The 17560-nt window shown below is 50.5% G+C and carries 18 protein-coding genes and 1 pseudogene; 12 read left to right on the top strand and 7 right to left on the bottom strand.

Annotated elements, in window-relative coordinates; all coding sequences use genetic code 11:
- Positions 1-26: 26 nt before the first annotated feature.
- Together BFV64_RS19855 and BFV64_RS19860 are read left to right on the top strand one after the other, a co-directional pair.
- Positions 27-1247 (top strand): CHASE domain-containing protein, encoded by a 1221-nt coding sequence (locus BFV64_RS19855; protein ID WP_069602376.1) that lies wholly within the window; start codon positions 27-29, stop codon positions 1245-1247.
- A gap of 46 nt (positions 1248-1293) precedes the next feature.
- Complete coding sequence (locus tag BFV64_RS19860) at positions 1294-1998, top strand: IS6-like element IS26 family transposase (RefSeq protein WP_001067855.1); 705 nt, start codon at positions 1294-1296, stop codon at positions 1996-1998.
- Here the strand turns inward: BFV64_RS19860 and BFV64_RS19865 are convergent.
- A complete protein-coding gene (locus BFV64_RS19865) occupies positions 1889-4336 on the bottom strand; it encodes a bifunctional diguanylate cyclase/phosphodiesterase (RefSeq protein ID WP_235611129.1) in 2448 nt (815 codons plus the stop codon). The genes BFV64_RS19860 and BFV64_RS19865 overlap by 110 nt on opposite strands.
- Positions 4337-4675: 339 nt before the next feature.
- Between BFV64_RS19865 and BFV64_RS19870 the strand changes: the two genes are divergently transcribed.
- Positions 4676-5373, top strand: a protein-coding gene (locus BFV64_RS19870; protein WP_235611130.1) for an IS1-like element IS1B family transposase whose coding sequence is annotated in 2 segments (ribosomal slippage) — positions 4676-4925 and positions 4925-5373 — 699 coding nt in all. Because the reading frame shifts where the segments join, the coding sequence is not laid out codon by codon here.
- Here the strand turns inward: BFV64_RS19870 and BFV64_RS24655 are convergent.
- Both BFV64_RS24655 and BFV64_RS19875 read right to left on the bottom strand, forming a co-directional pair.
- Positions 5359-5547: pseudogene (locus tag BFV64_RS24655) on the bottom strand (peptidoglycan DD-metalloendopeptidase family protein); the annotation flags it as partial. The gene BFV64_RS19870 and the pseudogene BFV64_RS24655 overlap by 15 nt on opposite strands.
- 288 nt (positions 5548-5835) lie before the next feature.
- Complete coding sequence (locus BFV64_RS19875) at positions 5836-6285, bottom strand: copper resistance protein (RefSeq protein WP_001023257.1); 450 nt, start codon at positions 6283-6285, stop codon at positions 5836-5838.
- A gap of 234 nt (positions 6286-6519) precedes the next feature.
- On the opposite strand from BFV64_RS19875, the gene pcoA reads away from it, so the two are divergent.
- The 7 genes from pcoA (at position 6520) to pcoE (ending at position 13369) form a co-directional block, all read left to right on the top strand.
- A complete protein-coding gene (gene pcoA, locus BFV64_RS19880; RefSeq protein ID WP_000925242.1) occupies positions 6520-8337 on the top strand; it encodes a multicopper oxidase PcoA in 1818 nt (605 codons plus the stop codon).
- Between the two features lie 5 nt (positions 8338-8342).
- Entirely contained in the window at positions 8343-9233 is an 891-nt protein-coding gene (gene pcoB, locus BFV64_RS19885) for a copper resistance outer membrane transporter PcoB (RefSeq protein ID WP_074133539.1), read from the top strand.
- A gap of 39 nt (positions 9234-9272) precedes the next feature.
- A complete protein-coding gene (pcoC, locus tag BFV64_RS19890) occupies positions 9273-9653 on the top strand; it encodes a copper resistance system metallochaperone PcoC (RefSeq protein WP_000025662.1) in 381 nt (126 codons plus the stop codon).
- A 55-nt stretch (positions 9654-9708) separates the two neighbouring features.
- Positions 9709-10587, top strand: a complete 879-nt coding sequence (pcoD, locus tag BFV64_RS19895) for a copper resistance inner membrane protein PcoD (RefSeq protein ID WP_229692861.1) — start codon at positions 9709-9711, stop codon at positions 10585-10587.
- Positions 10588-10641: 54 nt separating this feature from the next.
- Positions 10642-11322, top strand: coding sequence for a copper response regulator transcription factor PcoR (gene pcoR, locus BFV64_RS19900; RefSeq protein WP_001188930.1), 681 nt, complete (start codon positions 10642-10644; stop codon positions 11320-11322).
- A complete protein-coding gene (pcoS, locus tag BFV64_RS19905; RefSeq protein WP_032638101.1) occupies positions 11319-12719 on the top strand; it encodes a copper resistance membrane spanning protein PcoS in 1401 nt (466 codons plus the stop codon). Before pcoR ends, pcoS begins: the two co-directional genes overlap by 4 nt.
- A 215-nt stretch (positions 12720-12934) precedes the next feature.
- Positions 12935-13369 carry a copper resistance system metallochaperone PcoE gene (gene pcoE / locus BFV64_RS19910; protein WP_004388336.1) on the top strand — a complete coding sequence of 145 codons (435 nt, stop codon included), beginning with the start codon at positions 12935-12937 and terminating at the stop codon, positions 13367-13369.
- 223 nt (positions 13370-13592) lie between these two features.
- On the opposite strand, the gene BFV64_RS19915 is transcribed toward pcoE, so the two are convergent.
- The 3 genes from BFV64_RS19915 to BFV64_RS19925 all read right to left on the bottom strand — a co-directional run bounded on the left by BFV64_RS19915 (position 13593) and on the right by BFV64_RS19925 (position 14973).
- Complete coding sequence (locus BFV64_RS19915; RefSeq protein ID WP_032638098.1) at positions 13593-13889, bottom strand: type II toxin-antitoxin system RelE/ParE family toxin; 297 nt, start codon at positions 13887-13889, stop codon at positions 13593-13595.
- On the bottom strand, positions 13876-14136 hold the full coding sequence (locus BFV64_RS19920) for a type II toxin-antitoxin system ParD family antitoxin (protein WP_013087106.1): 261 nt from the start codon (positions 14134-14136) through the stop codon (positions 13876-13878). The genes BFV64_RS19915 and BFV64_RS19920 overlap by 14 nt, the downstream gene beginning before the upstream one ends.
- Positions 14137-14275: 139 nt before the next feature.
- A protein-coding gene (locus BFV64_RS19925; protein ID WP_235611130.1) for an IS1-like element IS1B family transposase occupies positions 14276-14973 on the bottom strand; the annotation gives its coding sequence in 2 pieces (ribosomal slippage) (positions 14276-14724 and positions 14724-14973; 699 coding nt in all).
- A 180-nt stretch (positions 14974-15153) separates the two neighbouring features.
- Between BFV64_RS19925 and BFV64_RS19930 the strand changes: the two genes are divergently transcribed.
- Both BFV64_RS19930 and BFV64_RS19935 read left to right on the top strand, forming a co-directional pair.
- Positions 15154-15924: a TraX family protein gene (locus BFV64_RS19930; protein ID WP_032638097.1), complete on the top strand. Its 771-nt coding sequence runs from the start codon at positions 15154-15156 to the stop codon at positions 15922-15924.
- A 130-nt stretch (positions 15925-16054) separates the two neighbouring features.
- Positions 16055-16381, top strand: coding sequence for a hypothetical protein (locus BFV64_RS19935; protein ID WP_032638096.1), 327 nt, complete (start codon positions 16055-16057; stop codon positions 16379-16381).
- On the opposite strand, the gene BFV64_RS19940 is transcribed toward BFV64_RS19935, so the two are convergent.
- Positions 16356-17162 carry a DUF4225 domain-containing protein gene (locus BFV64_RS19940; protein ID WP_032638095.1) on the bottom strand — a complete coding sequence of 269 codons (807 nt, stop codon included), beginning with the start codon at positions 17160-17162 and terminating at the stop codon, positions 16356-16358. The genes BFV64_RS19935 and BFV64_RS19940 overlap by 26 nt on opposite strands.
- Positions 17163-17560 lie beyond the last annotated feature (398 nt).

Here is a 17560-nt window from a genome sequence, read left to right on the forward strand (position 1 = left end):
GGGAAATCAACAAGACGGCATAGCGAATGATCCCCTCTGGCAAACCAAGCCGACTGTCGCCGAGGCTAATCCCTCTTGTGGTTTTTTTGAGCGGCCTGTGCTCCACCGTAGTGCTTTACCAACTCATCGTCGAGTCCGTCGATCAACGACAACAGGTCTACTTCGACTTCCGCGCCCGGGAGGCTGCTGAGCGCATCGAGAACCGCATGGCCACCTACCAGCAGGTCCTGCGGGGCACGGCCGGGTTCTTTGATGTGCATGATGATGTCGGACGTGAAGATTTCCGAAGGTATTCCGATCGCCAGGCTCTGGACCAGTACCTGCCTGGCATCCAAGGCGTGGGCTTCGCCAGGGCCATCCGGCCTGCCGATCTGCAAACCCACATCGATCAGGTCCGCGCCGAAGGCTTTCCCTCTTACACGGTGCAACCAGCAGGCCAACGAGACCTGTATTCCTCGATCGTGTATCTGGAGCCGTTTTCGGGACGCAACCTGCGTGCCTTCGGCTTCGACATGTATTCAGAACCCGTGCGGCGCGAGGCCATGCAGCGCTCGGTAGATACGGGTGCCATCGCGCTTTCGGGGCGTGTGCGTCTCCAGCAGGAAACGGGGGTTCAGGAGCAGTCGGGGTTCCTGATCTACCAGGCGATCTACGCTACTGACCAGCCAGCGGCAACCGTAGCAGAGCGCCGGGAACAACTGTGCGGCTGGGTCTATGCATCGTTTCGCATGACAGACTTCCTGCAGGGTCTCCTCGGAGAGCAGGAGCGTGACCTGATCATCGACATCTTCGACGGCGAAGAGATGGTTGAAGCGACACGAACTCACTTTGGCAGTTCAGGGCGTACCGATATCCGTCCAAGGTTTGAATCGGTGCATCGGCTGCGCATGATGGGACAAACCTGGACCGTTCGCGTGCATGGCAGCACGAGCCTTCTGCAACGGGTGGACAGAGGGCTACCGATCGTGATCGCGGTAACCGGTGTCTTGCTCAGTGCCATGCTGGCTGGGCTGATGTTTTTGCTGGTGTCGGGTCGGTCCCGGGCAGAAGCGGCGGCCCGCGCGATGACAGAAGACCTGTCTATGGAGAGGTCTCGATTGAGTGCCATTCTTGAAGGCACCCGGGTCGGCACCTGGGAGTGGAATGTCCAGAGCGGTGAAACCGTCTTCAATGAGGAATGGGCGAGGATCGTTGGATACAAGCTCCAAGAGCTTGAGTCGATCTCCATCGGGCACTGTTGCAAATAGTCGGTGGTGATAAACTTATCATCCCCTTTTGCTGATGGAGCTGCACATGAACCCATTCAAAGGCCGGCATTTTCAGCGTGACATCATTCTGTGGGCCGTACGCTGGTACTGCAAATACGGCATCAGTTACCGTGAGCTGCAGGAGATGCTGGCTGAACGCGGAGTGAATGTCGATCACTCCACGATTTACCGCTGGGTTCAGCGTTATGCGCCTGAAATGGAAAAACGGCTGCGCTGGTACTGGCGTAACCCTTCCGATCTTTGCCCGTGGCACATGGATGAAACCTACGTGAAGGTCAATGGCCGCTGGGCGTATCTGTACCGGGCCGTCGACAGCCGGGGCCGCACTGTCGATTTTTATCTCTCCTCCCGTCGTAACAGCAAAGCTGCATACCGGTTTCTGGGTAAAATCCTCAACAACGTGAAGAAGTGGCAGATCCCGCGATTCATCAACACGGATAAAGCGCCCGCCTATGGTCGCGCGCTTGCTCTGCTCAAACGCGAAGGCCGGTGCCCGTCTGACGTTGAACACCGACAGATTAAGTACCGGAACAACGTGATTGAATGCGATCATGGCAAACTGAAACGGATAATCGGCGCCACGCTGGGATTTAAATCCATGAAGACGGCTTACGCCACCATCAAAGGTATTGAGGTGATGCGTGCACTACGCAAAGGCCAGGCCTCAGCATTTTATTATGGTGATCCCCTGGGCGAAATGCGCCTGGTAAGCAGAGTTTTTGAAATGTAAGGCCTTTGAATAAGACAAAAGGCTGCCTCATCGCTAACTTTGCAACAGTGCCGATTTTGGCGTTTTCCGATTCCTCCATGGCGAACACAAAAGATTTATCCAGCTTTATTCCGTCGAACGGGAAGCGTTTCAGATAGCTTAATGCCGAGTAGCCGGTTCCAAAGTCATCAATCAAAAAGCGTACGCCGATATCCTTCAGCTGCTTCATGGTTTCCAGCGTGATATCCGGATTGGAAATCGTCACGTTTTCGGTAATTTCTAACTCCAGCCGGGACGGTTTAAGCCCCGATTTTTGCAGCGCAGCCTTTACCCGTTTCGCCAGGCCACGGGTATTAAACTCCACCGCCGAAATATTGACCGAAATAACCAAATCGGGCGAGAGATGCACCATATCTTTACAGGCTTTCTCCAGCACCACATCACTCATGAAAACGATCAGGCCCGTCTCTTCCGCAAGCGGGATGAACTGATCCGGCATCAGTAAACCGAGACGCGGATGCTGCCAGCGAACCAGTGCTTCGACAGCAGCGATACGCGAGGTTTTAATGTCGTAACGGGGCTGATAAACCAGCTGAAACTGGTCTGTGCATAACGCTTCACGAAACTCTTTTTCCATTTCCCGGCGCTGAATTAAGTACTCGCCCATGTTGGGTTCGTAAAACACCCAGTTATTGCGACCGGTATTTTTCGCTTTATACAATGCGATATCGGATAACCGAATCAGATCGCTGGCGTTCATTGCATCCTGAGGCGCCAGTGCAATCCCCATACTCACGCTGATATACACTTCATTGCCGTTAACGATAAAAGGCCGGCTTATTTCACTGGCAATGCGCTGGCAGAGCGTCTCTATGTCTTTACGCACATAAATATCCGGCAGAATAAGGATAAACTCATCTCCGCCCTGCCGGGCAACCAGATCGATTTTACGGGTACAGGACCGCAACCGGCTGGCGACTTCATTGAGTAACGCATCGCCCGCATTGTGGCCGAATAAATCATTTACCGGTTTGAATTTATCCAGGTCGAGGCTGATCATGGCCAGGGGATGATCCGGATCGGGTAAAGAACGCAGCTCACTTTCCAGAAACTCTTTCATTCTGACCCGGTTTGGTAGGCCGGTTAATTCATCATGCCGCGATAAATACTCGGCACGCTCCTGCGCCTCCACTTCCAGAGTGACATCGGTCACCGTACCGCGAAAGCCCATAGAACCATCATCCATAATGGCGCGCTTCGCCACCACATTGCAGTAACGCTGATGGCCCTGAGCTGAGAAATAGCGGGCCTTTTTGAGCGTGTAATTACTGCTCGTCTGCGGATTCAGCAGCCAGTGATGAAAAAGGATTTTGTCGCTGTGGATGAAATCCAACATGTTCCGCCCAAGCCAGTCGTCAGAATGATGACCGGTAACGCCGGAAAAACGGTCGGATAACCACGTTAGCCGTGCCTCGCTGTCCGCTTCCCAAATCCAGTCGGTGGTGGCTTCAATGACGTCGCGAAAGCGTCGTTCACTTGCCGTAAGCGCTTGTCGGCTTTGCTCAAGCAGGAAAACATTTTCGTCATTAATTTGCGCTTTGATTAACGCACCACGCCGCATCAACCAGGTAAATGCAATGGTCGATAACATCAGAATGATGATTAACGGCAGCTCCCGGTTCATCAGCGCTCTGCCCGGATCGTCGCTTCGCCACTCAATCAGAACATCGCCATTATCAATGGGTAAAATAAGCTGAGCTTCCCGGTAGTCGGCTTTCAGGTGTGGCTCCATTCTGCCGAACGTATGCGCATTATGAATGCCGTATTCGTTGCCCATTTTCTCCAGTTTAACGGGCGTTAACACGTCGGCGAAAATCAGTACCGAGGCATCTTCCGCCACCGGCGTGATGCTTTCATCGTCTCCCGACGTGATCCGGGCCGCCGCCAGTAAGGTGAGTTGCCCGTTGGTCATCATAAGGCGTGAGACGGCTTTACCCTGGCTTTGTGAGAGGTCGTTAAAAAGTTCTTTGGTGATGTTCCGGTTAAGCCATTTCTCGAAAGGCTGGCTGACAAGATTTCCTTCAATGACGCTATAACGCGTCTCCCCGGCGGGAGACAAAACAAATACGCCTTCATACTGGTAATTCGTGTAAAGCGATTCACCAAGGTTCTGGCTGTCCCATGCCCATTTAACATTCACCTGCTTGTGCAAATTATTATACGCTTCGCCCCAGTCGGCATTATCCATTAAATTTGTGCGTATCTTTTCCTGCCGGTTAGTGAGGGCTTTTTGCAAAAGTAAACTGCTGCGCGCGTCTGCTTTATTATTAAGATTATCCGCGATATATAAAAGATTCACTATTGCCGCCAGAAAGAGACTGCTCAGCAACGCCGCGGTAATAATAAAATTTTTCTTTACTATGCCACTGGTTTCTCCTGAAAAACTACTTACTTTGTTGAAGCGCTGCCAGTTCATTTTCCCCATCTCTTAACGGGTGAGAGTCCATTGGCCTGAAATAGGCACAGCCCGCAGAGGCAGTATCGGCAGAAACGGATTTTTATTTAGTGCCAGCTTTCTGTTTTGCTAAGGAAGGTGCGAATAAGGGCACTGTTGCAAAGTTAGCGATGAGGCAGCCTTTTGTCGGTGATGCTGCCAACTTACTGATTTAGTGTATGATGGTGTTTTTGAGGTGCTCCAGTGGCTTCTGTTTCTATCAGCTGTCCCTCCTGTTCAGCTACTGACGGGGTGGTGCGTAACGGCAAAAGCACTGCCGGACATCAGCGCTATCTCTGCTCTCACTGCCGTAAAACATGGCAACTGCAGTTCACTTACACCGCTTCTCAACCCGGTACGCACCAGAAAATCATTGATATGGCCATGAATGGCGTTGGATGCCGGGCAACCGCCCGCATTATGGGCGTTGGCCTCAACACGATTTTCCGCCATTTAAAAAACTCAGGCCGCAGTCGGTAACCTCGCGCATACAGCCGGGCAGTGACGTCATCGTCTGCGCGGAAATGGACGAACAGTGGGGATACGTCGGGGATAAATCGCGCCAGCGCTGGCTGTTTTACGCGTATGACAGGCTCCGGAAGACGGTTGTTGCGCACGTATTCGGTGAACGCACTATGGCGACGCTGGGGCGTCTTATGAGCCTGCTGTCACCCTTTGACGTGGTGATATGGATGACGGATGGCTGGCCGCTGTATGAATCCCGCCTGAAGGGAAAGCTGCACGTAATCAGCAAGCGATATACGCAGCGAATTGAGCGGCATAACCTGAATCTGAGGCAGCACCTGGCACGGCTGGGACGGAAGTCGCTGTCGTTCTCAAAATCGGTGGAGCTGCATGACAAAGTCATCGGGCATTATCTGAACATAAAACACTATCAATAAGTTGGAGTCATTACCCTTTTGCAGTACGAGTTTTAATGATTCATTTTTTTTCAAATGCCGCAGATTAAACCGGGAAGGCAAGGAGCGCTGAAGAGTAGCGATCTCGTTCGATTCCAGCCCCGAGCGGGTGGCTGAAAGGTAGGCATTTTCTTTTACGACATCGGTAGAATACATTTACTGGAATTCGCCGTTAGCATGAACACTGCGGCGTATGCTAGGGGTTTTCAGGAGGCGTGTCATCTGTCAGTTAATCGGGAGCACCGTTGATGGTCGTCATTTTTGTAACATATCTTGTTTCCCGTTTGCTCCTGAAGCTCTGGGAACTGTATGACCAGCCCGACGGTGATGATTAACGGGACTGAAACAGGTTACGGCAGAGCAATATGGGGCTCATGTCCTGCTACGTAACCCGTCAGTAAAGCCCTGCTGCGCACCTGACGCTAAGCACTAACCCGCTTGCAGTTACCTGGTCGAATACAGCCCGCGAAGCTTTCTTGCCTGCGTCTGATGTGCTTCCGCACCGGCATTATTGACCTGCTCATGCACGAGAGCGGCTTTTTCTCCGGCATTCAGTTCGTTAAAAGAAGAAGACGAGGTCTTTGAATTTGCATCACTGCCGGACAGCATTTTTTTATGTTCCTCAATCATTTTCTGATGCGCATAGGACGCGCTGTTGTTCATAAATGAATGAGCAACAATGGCCCTTTCATGTTCATTCATTTCAGAGAATGAGGGCGTGTTGTTTTTATTAACCCTGTCCGGTAAGTTTTCATGCGTCGAGGAATTCACATGACTGACGGCTGAGGCATTATTAACAAATCGATGTGCTTCATGGGCAATATCACTGGACTGAGCAAAAGCTGCCCCACAAAATAAAGCTGTAAACGCAGTGGTAGTGATTAATATATTCATGTGTAATTACCTTCTGAGGTACATAAAAGATGTCCTTATGATCATATATAAAAATAATCAACCTGTGGGGAAGATGACGTAAATGTAATACAGCTATGTACATTACACGATTGTAATGAATTTGTTTCTTAAGGTGTGCTAGATTCATTTCATTGTAAGTGGATGAACCAGTAATTTAATTTAAATCGGTTCTCGAATTCTGTCAGTAACCATACTTTAAATAAGGGAATGCGCATGCTGTTGAAAACGTCTCGACGAACTTTCCTGAAGGGGTTAACCCTCTCTGGCGTAGCCGGAAGTCTTGGCGTATGGAGTTTCAATGCGCGTTCCAGTCTGAGCCTGCCAGTTGCCGCATCCCTGCAGGGTACTCAGTTTGACCTGACCATTGGTGAAACGGCCGTCAATATCACGGGCAGTGAGCGTCAGGCCAAAACAATCAATGGAGGCCTGCCGGGGCCCGTTCTTCGCTGGAAAGAAGGTGACACCATTACCCTGAAGGTCAAAAACCGTCTTAATGAACAGACGTCCATTCACTGGCACGGCATTATTCTTCCGGCCAATATGGATGGTGTTCCGGGGCTGAGTTTTATGGGCATAGAGCCTGATGATACCTACGTTTACACCTTTAAGGTTAAGCAGAACGGGACTTACTGGTACCACAGCCATTCCGGTCTGCAGGAACAGGAGGGGGTATACGGTGCCATTATCATCGATGCCAGGGAGCCAGAACCGTTTGCTTACGATCGTGAGCATGTGGTCATGTTGTCTGACTGGACCGATGAAAATCCTCACAGCCTGCTGAAAAAATTAAAAAAACAGTCGGATTACTACAATTTCAATAAACCAACCGTTGGCTCTTTTTTCCGCGACGTGAATACCAGGGGGCTGTCAGCCACCATTGCCGATCGGAAAATGTGGGCTGAAATGAAAATGAATCCGACTGACCTCGCGGATGTCAGTGGCTACACCTACACCTATCTCATGAACGGGCAGGCCCCGCTGAAAAACTGGACCGGACTGTTCCGTCCCGGTGAAAAGATACGCTTACGGTTTATCAACGGCTCGGCAATGACCTATTTCGATATCCGTATCCCCGGGCTGAAAATGACGGTCGTGGCTGCAGATGGCCAGTATGTAAACCCGGTTACCGTTGACGAATTCAGGATTGCCGTTGCCGAAACCTATGATGTCATTGTGGAGCCTCAGGGTGAGGCCTATACCATCTTCGCACAATCCATGGACAGGACCGGTTACGCTCGAGGGACACTGGCCACGAGAGAGGGGTTAAGTGCTGCCGTTCCCCCCCTCGATCCCCGTCCTCTGTTGACCATGGAAGATATGGGTATGGGGGGAATGGGACATGATATGGCAGGAATGGACCACAGCCAGATGGGAGGCATGGATAACAGCGGAGAGATGATGTCTATGGACGGTGCTGACCTTCCGGATAGCGGGACATCCTCCGCGCCCATGGATCACAGCAGCATGGCCGGTATGGATCATTCCCGGATGGCCGGAATGCCGGGTATGCAAAGTCATCCTGCGTCAGAAACGGATAACCCACTGGTTGATATGCAGGCGATGAGCGTCTCTCCGAAATTAAATGATCCGGGTATTGGTCTTCGAAATAACGGAAGAAAGGTTCTCACGTACGCGGATTTGAAAAGCCGCTTTGAGGATCCTGACGGACGTGAACCTGGCCGTACCATAGAACTGCATTTAACCGGCCACATGGAAAAGTTTGCCTGGTCATTTAACGGAATCAAGTTTTCAGATGCCGCACCGGTGCTGCTGAAATACGGTGAGCGGCTCAGGATCACGCTGATCAACGATACCATGATGACTCACCCCATTCACCTGCATGGTATGTGGAGCGATCTGGAAGATGAAAACGGTAATTTCATGGTTCGTAAACACACAATAGATGTTCCCCCTGGTACAAAACGCAGTTACAGAGTGACAGCAGATGCGCTTGGCCGCTGGGCGTATCACTGCCATTTGCTCTATCACATGGAAATGGGAATGTTTCGTGAAGTCCGGGTGGAGGAATGATGCGAATGAAGAGAAATTTGAAGGCCATACCTGTTCTGGTCGCCGGTTTGTTTACCTCACCGCTTTCTATTGCGGCGGGCTCCGTCTCTGCAGATCCCCACGCCGGGCACGACATGTCTGCCATGCAGATGCCAGCAGATGAGAATTTCACTGAGATGACGTCAATGGAGCCCATTGTAACTGAGAGCAGAACGCCAATTCCGCCTGTTACCGATGCCGACCGGAAGGCTGCATTCGGCAATTTACAGGGGCATGCGATTCACGACAGTGCGATTAATTATCTGGTTCTGCTGGATCAACTGGAATGGCAACGGTCGGATAACACCAACAATTTCAGCTGGAGTGTTAACAGCTGGATTGGAGGCGACACAGATCGGATTTGGCTAAAGAGTGAAGGTGAACGAAGCAATGGGGAAACGGAGGCGGCTGAAGCGCAGTTACTCTGGGGACATGCGGTTGGCCCATGGTGGGATTTGGTTGCGGGTGTCAGGCAGGATTTCAGACCTGCTTCTGCCCGGACCTGGGCTGCTGTCGGTTTTCAGGGGCTGGCACTCTATAATTTTGAGTCTGAAATTACGGGTTTTGTCAGTAATGGCGGAAAAGCAGCCCTTCGTCTGGGAGGAGAATACGACGTTTTACTGACTAACCGGCTCATACTCCAGCCATCCTATGAGGTGAATTTCTACAGTCAGGATGATGAATCGCGGGGTCGCGGCAGGGGACTGACTGACACAGAGCTGGGGCTCCGGCTGCGCTATGAAATACGCCGTGAGTTTGCACCCTATATAGGCGTTTCCTGGAATCAACTTTACGGGAAAACATCCGATATGGCGAAAAGAGAAGGTGAGAAAGACCATCAGGTAGTATTCCTGGCGGGAGCCAGAATCTGGTTTTAACGCACTGATATAAAACACTCAACTAAACAGGTAAATAAAATGTCGATTTTAAATAAAGCCATTCTTACAGGTGGCCTCGTTATGGGCGTTGCTTTCTCTGCTATGGCCCATCCGGAATTAAAAAGCTCTGTGCCACAGGCTGATTCAGCCGTAGCGGCCCCGGAAAAGATTCAGCTTAATTTCTCGGAAAATCTGACCGTGAAATTCTCAGGTGCAAAATTAACGATGACGGGTATGAAAGGCATGTCATCACATTCTCCGATGCCGGTCGCGGCAAAAGTGGCGCCAGGCGCTGACCCTAAATCGATGGTCATTATTCCGCGAGAGCCTTTACCCGCTGGCACTTATCGTGTTGACTGGCGCGCGGTTTCTTCAGATACGCACCCTATTACCGGTAATTACACCTTTACAGTGAAGTAATATTATGAACGACCTGATTATGATTGTTATTCGTTTTCTTCTTTATCTGGATTTGATGGTAATATTTGGATTGCCATTTTTTCAGATATATGGAATAAGCGGTGTCAGACATGAAACCTATAACCTGACTAATTTCAGGTCGTTTATAACCTTTGCTGTTGTTACAGGCATCATTCTTACTGGCATTAATATGCTCCTGGTATCTAATGCCATGAGTGGAGTAACTGACCTCAGAGAATTATCCATCCATGTTATCGAGATGGTGATAGAAGAAACTGATGTGGGTATTAGCTGGATTGTCAGGCTCTGTGCCCTGTTTACCACACTCGGTGCTTTGTTCCTTTACACTAATAAGAGAGTATTGTCCTGCCTGCTGATGACGATGAGTGGGGGCGTGGCGCTGGCTACACTTGCCTGGGGAGGACACGCCGTTATGCATGACGGTCTGCATTACTATCTCCATTTACTGAGCGATCTGACCCATCTCGGTGCTGCAGGTGCCTGGACAGGTGCTCTGGTTGCATTTGCTATCCTGCTGATGCGCAGAAACGAGCATAATGCACAGAGCGTCATTGTGATATCTGACTCCCTGGCAAAATTTGCCACGGCAGGAACGGTGATTGTTGTAGCCCTGATCCTGAGTGCGCTGGTCAACTATCTGTATATTGCTGAGGGTAACTTAACTCCCTTATTCAACAGTTCCTGGGGGAGGATATTGCTTGCCAAGACGGCTCTGTTTGTTCTGATGCTTCTTCTGGCTGCAGCAAACCGGTTTCACCTGGGTCCCCGGCTTGAAGTTATGGTCAGGGAAGGGAATTATGATCGCAGCGTTGCCCTGATGCGAAACAGCATCCTGACAGAATTCGTTGTTGCGATTATCATTCTGGGCGCCGTAGCGTGGCTCGGAATGCTTGCTCCGTCTCAGGTCAGCTAGGGGACAGCCAAAGCTCATGCGTGAGATTTTTACTTTCATATCAGCGAGTTGACCATGCAGCGTATTTTAATCGTTGAAGACGAACAAAAAACAGGTCGTTACCTGCAGCAGGGACTGGTTGAGGAAGGCTATCAGGCCGATCTCTTTAATAATGGCCGCGATGGTCTCGGGGCCGCGTCGAAGGGACAGTATGATTTGATAATACTGGACGTGATGCTGCCTTTCCTCGACGGGTGGCAAATCATCAGCGCACTGAGGGAGTCCGGGCACGAAGAACCGGTCCTGTTTTTAACCGCAAAGGACAACGTGCGGGACAAAGTGAAAGGACTGGAGCTTGGCGCAGATGACTACCTGATTAAGCCCTTTGATTTTACGGAGCTGGTTGCACGTGTAAGAACCCTACTGCGCCGGGCACGCTCGCAGGCCGCAACAGTCTGCACCATCGCCGATATGACCGTTGATATGGTGCGCCGGACCGTGATCCGTTCGGGGAAGAAGATCCATCTCACCGGTAAAGAATACGTTCTGCTTGAGTTGCTGCTGCAACGCACCGGAGAAGTGTTACCCAGGAGTCTTATCTCGTCCCTGGTCTGGAACATGAATTTTGACAGTGATACGAATGTGATTGATGTCGCCGTGAGACGTCTGAGAAGTAAAATTGATGATGACTTTGAGCCAAAACTGATCCATACCGTTCGCGGTGCCGGATATGTCCTGGAGATCAGAGAAGAGTGAGGTTCAAAATTTCCCTGACCACACGCCTGAGCCTGATTTTTTCTGCGGTGATGCTTACGGTATGGTGGTTATCAAGTTTTATCCTGATTAGCACCCTTAATGGCTATTTCGATAATCAGGACCGAGATTTTCTGACAGGTAAACTTCAGCTCACCGAAGAGTTTCTTAAAACAGAGACGTTCCGGAACAAAACGGATATTAAGTCATTATCAGAAAAAATAAACGATGCGATGGTAGGGCACAATGGTTTATTCATTTCTATAAAAAACATGGAAAATGAAAAAATTGTTGAACTCTATGCCAAAAATTCTGTTGTTCCAGCGGTCCTGCTTAATAAGTCGGGTGATATTCTCGACTATATGATCCAGACGGAAGAAAATAACACCGTGTACCGCAGTATCTCGCGGCGGGTTGCCATGACGCCGGAACAGGGTAAAAGCAAACATGTCATCATTACGGTTGCCACGGATACTGGGTATCACACCCTGTTTATGGACAAACTCAGTACCTGGCTGTTCTGGTTCAATATCGGTCTGGTCTTTATTTCTGTTTTTCTGGGCTGGCTGACCACACGTATTGGTCTGAAACCGTTACGGGAAATGACCAGTCTGGCTTCCTCCATGACTGTACACAGCCTGGATCAGCGTCTAAATCCCGATCTGGCTCCGCCGGAAATCTCTGAGACCATGCAGGAGTTCAATAATATGTTTGATCGCCTGGAGGGGGCATTCCGGAAACTGTCAGATTTCTCGTCTGACATCGCGCATGAGCTGCGCACACCAGTCAGTAATCTGATGATGCAGACGCAGTTTGCACTGGCTAAGGAAAGGGATGTTTCGCATTACCGCGAAATTTTATTCGCTAACCTGGAAGAACTGAAAAGGTTGTCACGAATGACCAGTGACATGCTTTTTCTGGCACGTTCAGAGCATGGTCTGCTGCGGCTGGATAAACATGATGTGGATCTGGCAGCCGAACTGAATGAATTACGTGAGTTGTTCGAGCCCCTGGCAGACGAAACAGGAAAGACAATCACGGTTGAAGGAGAGGGCGTTGTTGCCGGAGACAGCGATATGCTCCGACGTGCTTTCAGTAACCTGCTTTCCAATGCAATCAAGTATTCTCCCGATAACACCTGTACAGCGATACACCTTGAGCGTGACAGTGACTGTGTGAACGTGATGATTACGAATACGATGTCCGGCCAGGTTCCCGCTAATCTGGAACGTTTGTTTGACCGGTTCTATCGCGCAGACTCATCAAGGTTCTACAACACGGAAGGCGCGGGGCTGGGATTATCAATTACAAGGTCGATCATTCATGCTCACGGCGGCGAGCTGTCAGCAGAACAGCAGGGGCGGGAAATTGTGTTCAGTGTGCGTCTGTTAATGGATTAATACCGTTATTCAGGAGAAACCCGGAAGGTGACAAAAATGTCATCGTTCAGTCACGCGATAAACAGAGGCGGTTTTTTATAATCAGCCATAAATCAGGACAGCGTGATAATTCAATCGCCCGGTTCCTGGCGTGATGATCAACCAGCCCTGAGATCAAATGCTTTCTCTGTTATAAGCATTGATTGTTCGGGTATGAAAACACCGGAGACCCAACCATGAAAAAGATCCTTGTATCCTTTATTGCCATGATGGCTGTCGCTTCATCTGCCTGGGCTGCAGAGACAATGAACATGCATGACCAGGTAAATAATGCCCAGGCGCCTGCCCATCAGATGCAATCATCCGCTGAAAAAAGTGCAGTTCAGGGGGAGAGCATGAAAATGATGGATATGAGCGGTCACGATCAGGCCGCAATGTCCCATGAAATGATGCAAAACGGCAATTCTGCTGCCCATCAGGACATGGCTGAAATGCATAAAAAAATGATGAAATCCAAGCCAGCAGCTTCTAACGAAACAGCAAAATCATTTTCCGAAATGAACGAGCATGAGAAAGCCGCTGTTGTGCATGAGAAGGCGAATAATGGTCAATCTTCCGTTATTCATCAGCAGCAGGCTGAAAAGCATCGCAGCCAGATCACCCAGAATTAACCCGCAGCTCCACTTGTTAGACCCTCATTTGACGCCGAAGTCACTGGCTTACGCTCCCGTCCGGGAGCGTTTTTTTTAAACCAAATGAAAGATTATGTCTGTGTATGATTAATCGTAGTCTGCGGCCTGTTATGAACTAAATGAACGACGGACTAAATTTAACATAAGATAGATTACACGAACTAAGTAATTGATTTTTATGTATTTAAAGTTTCTTGCCCGATTATATCCAGGGTTCATGCCGTGCCGTATCCTGAGACTGGCTGAGAATACGTATGACCGTAACCACCGAATGCGATGGCACAAAATAGATCATGTGCTGTTCCACCGGCAACGAGCAGATATCTTCTCCCAGCTCTGCGCGATGCGTGCCGATGTCATGCATGGCCAGCACATCAAACACTGCGGCTATACGCCCGATATACGCATCCGCCTGAACAACCCCGAACTGTCTGAAGCTGTAGTCCCAGATAGCCTCCAGATCTTCTTCTGCTTTTGGTGTCAGCTCAATCTCTTTCATTTGCCATCCTGGCCCTGACATTATTCAGGAATGCATCCTTGTTCCATGGTTTCGCCTCGCCGCTGCTGATGCCTTCGGCCAGCAGATCGCGCAGTTCCTGAAGGCGTGATTCAGCTTGCTTCTCGCGCAGCAGCCGCAGCGCGTCACGCATGACTTCGCTCTGGGTTCGGTAATCACCGGCCTTAACCAGGGAATCGATAAATTCACGCAGCTCATCACCCACGTCCACCGTCATTGTACGGGCCATAACCCCTCCGTTTCATTATGTAAGATTTGTTCTTACATCAGTATATCATTTTAGCATCAGGCTTCCATGCTCAGTGATCGAGACTATGGACTGCATTTATGAGATCAACAGGGATGCGAAATCAGGTAATGACTCCAACTTATTGATAGTGTTTTATGTTCAGATAATGCCCGATGACTTTGTCATGCAGCTCCACCGATTTTGAGAACGACAGCGACTTCCGTCCCAGCCGTGCCAGGTGCTGCCTCAGATTCAGGTTATGCCGCTCAATTCGCTGCGTATATCGCTTGCTGATTACGTGCAGCTTTCCCTTCAGGCGGGATTCATACAGCGGCCAGCCATCCGTCATCCATATCACCACGTCAAAGGGTGACAGCAGGCTCATAAGACGCCCCAGCGTCGCCATAGTGCGTTCACCGAATACGTGCGCAACAACCGTCTTCCGGAGCCTGTCATACGCGTAAAACAGCCAGCGCTGGCGCGATTTATCCCCGACGTATCCCCACTGTTCGTCCATTTCCGCGCAGACGATGACGTCACTGCCCGGCTGTATGCGCGAGGTTACCGACTGCGGCCTGAGTTTTTTAAATGGCGGAAAATCGTGTTGAGGCCAACGCCCATAATGCGGGCGGTTGCCCGGCATCCAACGCCATTCATGGCCATATCAATGATTTTCTGGTGCGTACCGGGTTGAGAAGCGGTGTAAGTGAACTGCAGTTGCCATGTTTTACGGCAGTGAGAGCAGAGATAGCGCTGATGTCCGGCAGTGCTTTTGCCGTTACGCACCACCCCGTCAGTAGCTGAACAGGAGGGACAGCTGATAGAAACAGAAGCCACTGGAGCACCTCAAAAACACCATCATACACTAAATCAGTAAGTTGGCAGCATCACCAGAATTTGCGGTGCGCAAGATTCTGGAGAAACTCAGAGTCAGGGTCACAACGCAAACCGGCAGGGCATTCTGGCATTATGTTCAGGGCTGGCTGTTAACCGCGTGTCGCCAGGGGAATATACAGCATGAATCATTCATTACCCGACATTCTTCCCACTATCCGGAACGCCAGCCAGCTCAGTCCCGCTGCACTCGATATGGTCAAACTTCTCGCACTTCTGGCCATGATTATCGACCACACCAATACGGTGTTTCTGTCGTCTGCCTTGCCGGTGATGTATGCGCTTGGCCGGATGGCCTTCCCCCTGTTCACGCTTATATGGGCGATGAACGTACAGCGCCCCCCGGAACGACTGCAGAAGAGAGCCAATCGTCTGTGGATCTGGGCAATCATAACGCAGCCGGTGTTCAGCCTGGCCTTCCAGAATCAACAGCCCTGGTGGGCCCTGAACATTCTGTTCGTGTTTGCAGGCGTCACGCAGTTGCTTGCCCTGCAGTACCGGCACGGCCGGAAAGGAATGCTTGCCGGGTATCTGCTCCTGGCCCTTATGATTTGGCCCCTGCAGCCGGCAAGTTACGGGCTGGCAGGAATAACGCTGGCCATCAGTATGGCAACGGTTTCTGGCAGCGATACACCCGGAGTGCAGCGGCTGGCAGCCATCACTGCCGTGCTGTCACTGATTTGTTTAAACGGGTTATCGCATCTCCTGGATATGCCCGCAGAAACATTATTACTGGCCACGCTGCCTACTCTGGCATTCCCCCTGGCAGTGGTTTCATTCTGCAGGCAAATCTGTCCGGAGGGCCGTAGGCGTTTCATGCCGCGTAATTTCTTTTATTATGCTTACGCCGGCCACCTGGGGATTATTGGTCTGGTACAGTCTACTTTTGGCTGATTTAGAATGACGTGATGGCTATCAGTGAGAAAGAGCTGATAGCCGTAACCACCTGTCAGGTTATCGGTCGGGCTTAACTGGTTATTAGCGCAGGGCATGTTAAACTTCCCGCAGGGAAAAGGAGAGAAGCATGAACCATGAAAGTGATCTGATGAACCACGGCTTCAGTGAAGAGGACATTGTCCGACTGCGGGCCAGTTCAGCTAAAACGGGTACGGAAATGGATACTCTGCTGAACGATCTGGCAAACCGTTTTAAGGCCCTGATATGGGTGCTGTCAGTCATGTTACTGATTCTTGTGGCCACACTTTTGGCTGGCTCGAGGGTGCATGCAATTTCCTTTGGCGTGGCTATTCTTGTTCTTGGCACTCTGTTTACGATTACCATGCCTTTGAAGCTGGCCTATAAATCATGGCATTACCGCCGGAATCTCATTTCCCAGCGTCATCAGAAGTGATCAGATCGAAAACAACCTTAGCCTTTACCCCCCATCCCACAATTTTCATTGTCAGTTTACCCCGGGACATGGTGTCGATTTTCCGGTAAAAATCGGTGCTGATATAGTTAAACAGACGCCATGTCCCTGGTCTGGCCATTAATCCATAGACACTGTAGATATTGCCTGCAAGCGCGATCCCGTTGTATATCCCTAACCCTGTTGATCGTTCAAATCCCATGAATTTAGCGATGTTCATAGCACCATCACCAAACATACCCTGCGTGTCAGGTTCATTCAGGAACTGACGACCAACTTCACGGGTTATCGTGTTGGCCGAGTCGACAATCAGAATAGCCCCGGCAAGAACGCCTACGGGGGTCATTGAGGAAGTCAGCACGAAGCCAAATACGCCCTGCATACCTGCCAGCACCACTTTAATTCCTGAGATGACATAACCGACCATCCGGTCTTCATCCCTGACGTATTTGATCTGGGCATATAGTTTCGCATAACCGGTCTGGAGCTGCCGGCTCTGCTCAAGCAGACTGCTGTTTTCTGCCTGCAGGTTACGCAGGCAGGTCATGCACTCTTCGTCAGACTTTGCCCGCCGGGCACGCTCAAATTCGCCATTAATGACAGATTTAATTTCATCGATGAATTTGAGACGCGTCAATCCATCCCCCAGATGTCGGGCGCCAACAATATTAGCGGTATTGACGAGTTTGCGGGCCTCCAGATTAATCATGGTTTCTGCCCAGACTCGAGCCTGGCTTTTGTTTCCCGGAAGAATTATATCCATTTTTCTCATCCTGATTGAAAATCACCCGTTAAAGCTTATCGCGCTCCCGGATTTAGGCAACCCTGCTTTAAAGGGTACATATATGCCGCGAAGCGGCATGGAGACGCCAGCCGGAGCTGAACCGGGTGATTCTGGTGAGGGGCGTCGTAACCGGCATCAGCCGTTACGGATTGATAGGTTCTGCCAATCCCATCCCTTTCCCTGCAAAGCCATACCCGCTTAAAACTTTCTGATTGCTAATGTGCGCGGTCGGAGTGAGTCCGTCAAGGCCAGAGGCCGCTGACGGGCTGTATCTCCGCGTTAGCGCCGTGAGGCGCTTACGAGCGTGTACCGCGAACTTACCGCGAATCGACTTACAGCCATAGCTATTTCTAGTTACAACATCCCTCTTAAAGCGA

It is taken from the genome of Enterobacter kobei (assembly GCF_001729765.1).
Lineage (GTDB): Bacteria > Pseudomonadota > Gammaproteobacteria > Enterobacterales > Enterobacteriaceae > Enterobacter > Enterobacter kobei.

What these genes read in the sequence shown, in the direction of transcription:
- BFV64_RS19855 (WP_069602376.1), top strand. Translation starts at nt 27, where the DNA reads ATGATCCCCTCTGGCAAACCAAGCCGACTGTCGCCGAGGCTAATCCCT.
- BFV64_RS19860 (WP_001067855.1), top strand. Translation starts at nt 1,294, where the DNA reads ATGAACCCATTCAAAGGCCGGCATTTTCAGCGTGACATCATTCTGTGG.
- BFV64_RS19875 (WP_001023257.1), bottom strand. Translation starts at nt 6,285, where the DNA reads ATGAATATATTAATCACTACCACTGCGTTTACAGCTTTATTTTGTGGG.
- pcoA (WP_000925242.1), top strand. Translation starts at nt 6,520, where the DNA reads ATGCTGTTGAAAACGTCTCGACGAACTTTCCTGAAGGGGTTAACCCTC.
- pcoB (WP_074133539.1), top strand. Translation starts at nt 8,343, where the DNA reads ATGAAGAGAAATTTGAAGGCCATACCTGTTCTGGTCGCCGGTTTGTTT.
- pcoC (WP_000025662.1), top strand. Translation starts at nt 9,273, where the DNA reads ATGTCGATTTTAAATAAAGCCATTCTTACAGGTGGCCTCGTTATGGGC.
- pcoD (WP_229692861.1), top strand. Translation starts at nt 9,709, where the DNA reads ATGGTAATATTTGGATTGCCATTTTTTCAGATATATGGAATAAGCGGT.
- pcoR (WP_001188930.1), top strand. Translation starts at nt 10,642, where the DNA reads ATGCAGCGTATTTTAATCGTTGAAGACGAACAAAAAACAGGTCGTTAC.
- pcoE (WP_004388336.1), top strand. Translation starts at nt 12,935, where the DNA reads ATGAAAAAGATCCTTGTATCCTTTATTGCCATGATGGCTGTCGCTTCA.
- BFV64_RS19915 (WP_032638098.1), bottom strand. Translation starts at nt 13,889, where the DNA reads ATGAAAGAGATTGAGCTGACACCAAAAGCAGAAGAAGATCTGGAGGCT.
- BFV64_RS19920 (WP_013087106.1), bottom strand. Translation starts at nt 14,136, where the DNA reads ATGGCCCGTACAATGACGGTGGACGTGGGTGATGAGCTGCGTGAATTT.
- BFV64_RS19930 (WP_032638097.1), top strand. Translation starts at nt 15,154, where the DNA reads ATGAATCATTCATTACCCGACATTCTTCCCACTATCCGGAACGCCAGC.
- BFV64_RS19935 (WP_032638096.1), top strand. Translation starts at nt 16,055, where the DNA reads ATGAACCATGAAAGTGATCTGATGAACCACGGCTTCAGTGAAGAGGAC.
- BFV64_RS19940 (WP_032638095.1), bottom strand. Translation starts at nt 17,162, where the DNA reads ATGGATATAATTCTTCCGGGAAACAAAAGCCAGGCTCGAGTCTGGGCA.